Here is a 6,249-nt window from a genome sequence, read left to right as displayed (position 1 = left end):
GTTTAAATATTGCGCGCTAATAGGTTTTATCCACAGCGCGCAATTTTTCTTGCTCTTGCATTTTTTATATTTCAAAATGCAGGTATGAGCATAAATTTTTCTTTATTTAAATCTCAAAATAACGCAAAAAATAGTGCGTTATTGCAGCGAAGGCAACGCGCTTTCGTGCGGAAAATCATTATTGTGCTATGTGCTGGAATGATGGCTTTACTCGTTGTGTCAACTATTATTGACTCACAAGAAACTCAAGTTATAGCAGTAGCTAAACACAATATTCAGAAAGGTTCACGCGTTAGCGTAAACGATATTGCATACGTTCGAGTGCCTAAACATAAAGTATTTAATCAAGCGCTATCTAATAATATAAGCGCGAATGCTTCTATTATTGCAACATGCGAAATACGTAAAGGCATGCCAATTTTGCAAACACTATTGAGTAAAATTCCGCGCATTCCAGAAGGATTCACTTCTATTACCATTCATTTAGCTAGTGCAGATCACACACTGCTTCCTGGCGAAAAAATTGATCTAGCTTTTAGCAAGCCGGTACAAGATGAAGAAATTTCTAACTCTAAAAATGCAGAAAGTCACAACAACGAAAAATCTAAAAGCAGCACTATAGAAAATAACGATAAAAACAAAAACCAGGATATTGAAGAAAACAATATTGCAGAAATTGACGAACGCTATGTTAGCGTAGTTCATAATGTTACGGTAATGCAAATAACTCAAAGCACCCAAGTTTCACAAAATCAGCAAAATACTACCACTCTTGCTATGCCTGCTGCAGATGCGTTGCGATTATTACAAGCTCAGTCTGCAAACCCCTCTTTGGCAATTGTTGCCATGAAATTGTCACAATGAGATTGCCGTCATGGAATACGTACACGATTAGTAGAAATCAGCGGTAATTATTAGCAATTAGCGATAATGACCAGTCAGCAACAAGCAGCAACAAGAATAAATCATTCTGCTACTTCTCGCGTATTTCAAGCTCAACTAATACGCTCGGAAAACACCGCCCAGTGAGGCGGCAATTCGCTTAAAATACGATTATCGTCGTCTTGATTACGCTGTTGCAAAGTAAGCTCGTCAGAAGGCTCGAGTTTAACGCCATCTGCATCAAAAAGCTCCGAGCCTTCACGAACAACCCTAACTGACCTGCGGGGAGATCTTCTATTGGGATCGTATTTACTCATTCGTTGTCACCATACAATTCCCCGAGACGAGAAACAACACGGTCAACCTCTTTTTCAGGATTGACAAAAGCTCCAACGCTCCACACTGTCATAACTGACCAGCCCAAGGATTCCAAATCCTGAATAATCATGCGATGACGTTCACGAGTTGATTGCACGCTCATAAATTGCGCATCATCCGTAAGCACAGCAACAGCAAATGACTTGTCCGCAAGTCCAACTACTAGAGGAATTCTAACGCCATTATCGAAGCCATAGTTGACTGCAACTTTTAATCCACGCGAGCGAATACGCTCAGCTAAATCAGTAAATAGCACATTTCTTTGTGCAGCTTCTGCAGCAATTTGCGCTTCAACATCGTTGGCATCTTCTGGACGAAGCGGCTTATCACTTAACTTCTCAGCCCATTGCAAAAGGTTCTTCAAAAGCTTTGGACCATCTTGGTGCAAACGCTCATCTTCCATATCTTTAGATGTAAACGCACTAACAATATCTAGATGACGACGAGCTAGAGCCAAAGCGTCAAGAAGCATACTGCTTCCACCTTCTTCTTCAAGCAATCCAAACTGCTGAAGAAGTCTGCCATGAGATGTTTTTGCATAGCAAAGCGACATAATTACATCTGTTGCTATTGCTCCAGAAGCTTCATTAACGCCCAAAAGTCTCACATGTCGCAAGAATCTAGCCATGTTTTCGTCTTTAATAGACAAAGACTTCAACTCTGCTCCTAAACGACTGCGGAACACGTTTGTCAACGTAACTACGACAAGCACATAGCTTGAAGGAACAACCGTAAACGTATTCGCACGCTGACGAATAAGCTCAACTACTTCATCAATTTCACGCTGGCTGCTTTCAATAAGCCCAGAAGACATTACTGGAACTCCAGTTGCTTCAATTTGATGCAAACGAACTTTACCTTGCAAACGCTCAACAGGAACGTCGTGACGCAACTTTCCGTAACCATGTTCTTCCAAGAATCGCGCTAAACGAAGCGAGCGCCTTGTTGCTCTAGAAACTACTGTTACAGATGGTAGTAATGAAATAAGCGAACGCAAACTTTCAGAACTTACTGTTTGCTTATGCGCTAAAACTACTACTTGACGAGCACGAGACAAAATAGATAGCAACTCAATATTTGATATATGAGATGCCGAATCAATTATTACAGTATCTGCAATAGGTCTCAACGGAGTCATCATAGTAAGAGTAGATGGCATAGCTACAAGTATTGGTTTCGCAGCCAACACAAGTTCCGCATAATTGCGCAATAATTTATTAAAAGTAATTCCAGAACGGTTTCCTGCAAGCATAGTATGTAACTGATTAGCTTCTTGCGTGTGCGAGAACAATAAATCGCACAAATGCCTCATAGCTTCTTGCTGAACCATTGGACCGATTGAACGCACATGTTCTGTATCAACTTGCACGAATCGATCAGAGACATCTTGCATTGCGGAGCCATCTTGGTGAGAAATAATTGCAGAAGAATTAACGATATCTTCAAAAACAGTAGTCCACCAAGCCAATTGCAACTCACCGTCAATTGCATTACCTGTAACGTTGCGACGACGCAAATCGCTAACTAAATCAGATAAGCCCGCTTTGCTGAACTCACGCTCCAAATTGCAACGACCAGGGAGAGTATCTAGAGATGCTCTGTCGTCATGCAAATCTTGCAAACGAGCTTCAAGCTGCGCAAATTCAATATTTTCAAGATCCGCGCCCTTAAGAGTTGTTGCTAACACTGCATCAAGAGCAACTAAATGCCTTGCTAATAATTCTTGAGTATTTACAATATCATCCAATTTTGGCGGCAAAACAGGCCATCCGCCATGAGGCACGAAAGTACGCCACTGAGCTGCTTGCTGCGCAACAATCTTTAATGCCTCATGCAAATCATCGACTTTAGCTCCAACTCTTAGCAAGCTGCGCGCTTCTCGAACATGATGTCTACGTTCCCAGAAGCCCATAATTGTGCCTTCGGCTTTACGCTGAACTTTCGGCTTACTCGCTTCAATCATTGCATCTAAATCGCGCTCAAAAATTTCAGGCTGGAATACGTCAAGTACACGTCGCAAATTTTTGAGAACTGTAACTTGACGACTCCACTCACGAGCTGTTGTTGGCACAGGGAAACCACAGCTTTGCACAGTGCTTTTAACTTGTTCTCGAGTTGCTGGAAGAAGCTTAAGAAGCACGTCTACAACACGCTGATATACAGATATAGCTTCATTTTCGTCAAATATCGACGCGCCAAACCAAGGAGTATCTTCAGGATTTATCCTAAACTCTCCAAGCTCATCGGCTTGGTGGAATTTTTTCGACCACTCTTCAATATGACCGGTCATGGCGTGCGCTGCAGAAACATCTAAACGCACATGCGTAGACGGATGGGTTGGAAACATTGCAATTGCTGCAAGATTCTGGATTGTTTGATATGCAGATACTCCCCAAGTTTCGTTGATACCATGAAGATCGCCTAAATAACGAGTAAGGCGAGAACGCACTCCAACCAACTCATCTGCAACCTGCTCAAATCGTGAAGTCGCAATACTATGTCTAGCACCAACTGCTGCAATCAACTGCGCATCGACATGCTTAGCAATATGACCATCCGCAACGTCTAATGCTAATGAGGAAATTTCATGCGTATTCAACGTGTAACGGAAACGCCTCTGCTGCTCAACAACATTAGGCACATACAACACAGAATGTCCTGCAATCACAGAACGAGAAGCAATCGCAGCAGCAATCGCAGCTGAATCTGAGCCCGAATCAATATCCACGAACAGAGAATTTCCAGAAGCAACAAGCTCCGCTGCATAACGCACAACGTTATCTACTTCACCAACTTCGCATTCGCTATGAGGATCTGCGTCGAAAGGACTATATTCTAGCTTATTTGCAGACTGAAGCTTATGAATAGCTCGATCATCGCCAGCCATAGCGTCAATCATCGCATTTCCAACATTGCCAGATTGCAAAGCGTCAATAATTTGTTCACTTTCTGCTACAAAACGCGAACCAGCATCTGTAAAGCAGCCAAGTATAATATCGCGCTCAATATCAAAATCTGTAAAAGCTGAGCGAGCTTGCTTACAAATAGCATCAAACACTACAGAAGTTTCTGGCGTTCCACTTTCATATTGAGATCCGTCGAATAAAACATCTTCCCTAAGTTGAACACCACGCTCACTTAAACGCGACACAAGCGAATTGTTCAGCCCAACACTTCCAGAGAAATAAATAGTGGCGGAGGTCTCATCTTGATTAGTGTCACGAACAACTTTCACAGGATACGTAAGAACAGGCACATGGTTGCCATTCCACGATGCAACACCAACTATTAAAGAAAGTTCGGAAACGCCACTTTCGTGTGCTTTTGCGTCTCTATCTTCAAAAACTCGATCTAGCCTTCGCCCAGCAGCCCGCAACATTCCAGCGTCTCGGAATAAAGATTTTAATGTTACTTTTCCGCTTGCAAAAAGTTGCGCAATTCCGGAAGGATGAGCATGCGTCAACTCTAATTGTGCAGCAAGTTGCGTTATATCTTCTAGTGGAGAAGGAGATAGCTGAGCCTGATATTGCTGCTTCCACCCAACTATATGTTGTAAAGCGTTAGTACGAGCGCTGTTGGTATTGTTAGAGCCAGATTTTTCTAAAGAATCACCTTCTGACGTAGTATTTTCAACTACTGTATCAGTAAAAACTTGCTCTGACGAATCCTGCTCCACGTTGTTTGTATCACTCATATTCCCACCCTACTACTTGCTTACTGTTCAATAGCTTTGCGATATGCACTATAACCGCTGTTTCTAGCTAGTGCAGCATCTACTTCAGAATTACCTTGAGCTGCGAGCCACGCGTATAAGTCATCATATAACCCAGTGTTTGCAGCCAAGAACGGAAGCAACTGCGAATATTGCGCCATCTCAAATTGCTTTGAAAAATCACTACTTTCTTCAGCTTCTTTTGACGTAAATCCGCCGGCTTCCACTACATTTTCTTGAGAGTCAAATTCGCCTTTTGATACTTTTTCAAATACGGAGCCTGGCTCAAATGCAGGTGTGTACTCCGCATCAGAATTGTTAATATCGAGATTATTAGAGTCGAGATTTGTAGTACCGAGATTCGTAGAGCCAAAACTGTTAATATCGAGATTATTAGAACCTGTATTTGCACCATTAAAAGCTGAAGTATTGGCAATATTTTCAGCAAAAGTTTCAGTTGAATTTAATGGAGATACTAGAAATTCTTGAGAACTTTCGTTTTGCAATATATTTGTTTCCGGATTAACTGGCGTAACCGGAGAAGCTTGAGCAACTGAATCAGCTTGATCAACTGCAGAAACCGAAGAAATCACAGAATCTTGTTGTGAAGGTTCTTCTTTAGTTGAACTTTCTTGCTGAATCGCTTGCGCATCTGCAAATAAATTACGCGGCTCTACAGGAACCTCCTGCTGTTCTCGCATAACAGGCAAAGTTACATCATGATTGATTGGAGCAACATCTGTTTGCGAATCATCATTGAGCTGAGTATGATTCTGCATGCCTTGTTTCCAAGACAATCCAGGATGCGAAACTGATTGAGCATGGAAAACACCTGTTGGCTCACCAGCGCGCAAATCAAGAATTTGATCTACTGATAAATCTGAAGCTGCAGGCTCATCATGCGATTCATCTGTAGCATAAGAGAACAGATTACGCACTGCGTTATCTTTTTCAACTTCAGCAGATTCTTCTTCTACACGCACAAAATCAACAGGAACATCACCGAATTGCATGCGCATTAAGTTATCTGGAAGCTGAAAATCAACATCAGGCTCTAGACGCAGCAAATCACCATTTGCGCTGACTAAATATGTACCGTTAGTTGAATGCAAATCTCGTATTGTTGCCACGCCTCGCATGTCTACAATTAGCAGCGCATGCCTCTTTGACATAGAACGTTTATTATCCACTATGTCGACGCGCGCGAAACCATCTTCACGCAACGGGCGTATAGGCTTTCGACCAATCTCTACAGACTCTGTCTCTTATACACATCT

4 protein-coding genes are annotated in these 6,249 nt (G+C 42.2%); 1 reads left to right on the top strand and 3 read right to left on the bottom strand.

The window, feature by feature from the left end:
- The first annotated feature begins 84 nt into the window (after nucleotides 1-84).
- Nucleotides 85-864: a hypothetical protein gene (locus A5295_RS05310; RefSeq protein ID WP_041160462.1), complete on the top strand. Its 780-nt coding sequence runs from the start codon at nucleotides 85-87 to the stop codon at nucleotides 862-864.
- 131 nt (nucleotides 865-995) lie between these two features.
- Here A5295_RS05310 and A5295_RS05305 read toward each other — a convergent pair whose 3' ends face one another.
- From A5295_RS05305 to A5295_RS05295, 3 genes are read right to left on the bottom strand one after another with little or no spacing between them, the layout of a single operon-like run.
- On the bottom strand, nucleotides 996-1,199 hold the full coding sequence (locus tag A5295_RS05305; protein WP_004109746.1) for a hypothetical protein: 204 nt from the start codon (nucleotides 1,197-1,199) through the stop codon (nucleotides 996-998).
- Nucleotides 1,196-4,954, bottom strand: a complete 3,759-nt coding sequence (locus tag A5295_RS05300; protein ID WP_012913811.1) for a hypothetical protein — start codon at nucleotides 4,952-4,954, stop codon at nucleotides 1,196-1,198. The genes A5295_RS05305 and A5295_RS05300 overlap by 4 nt, the downstream gene beginning before the upstream one ends.
- A gap of 20 nt (nucleotides 4,955-4,974) precedes the next feature.
- Nucleotides 4,975-6,219, bottom strand: a complete 1,245-nt coding sequence (locus tag A5295_RS05295; RefSeq protein ID WP_082915511.1) for an FHA domain-containing protein — start codon at nucleotides 6,217-6,219, stop codon at nucleotides 4,975-4,977.
- Nucleotides 6,220-6,249 lie beyond the last annotated feature (30 nt).

Origin of the sequence: Gardnerella sp. 26-12, assembly GCF_001660745.1 — a bacterium.
Lineage (GTDB): Bacteria > Actinomycetota > Actinomycetes > Actinomycetales > Bifidobacteriaceae > Bifidobacterium > Bifidobacterium swidsinskii.
This window is presented reverse-complemented; position numbering and strand designations above follow the sequence as displayed.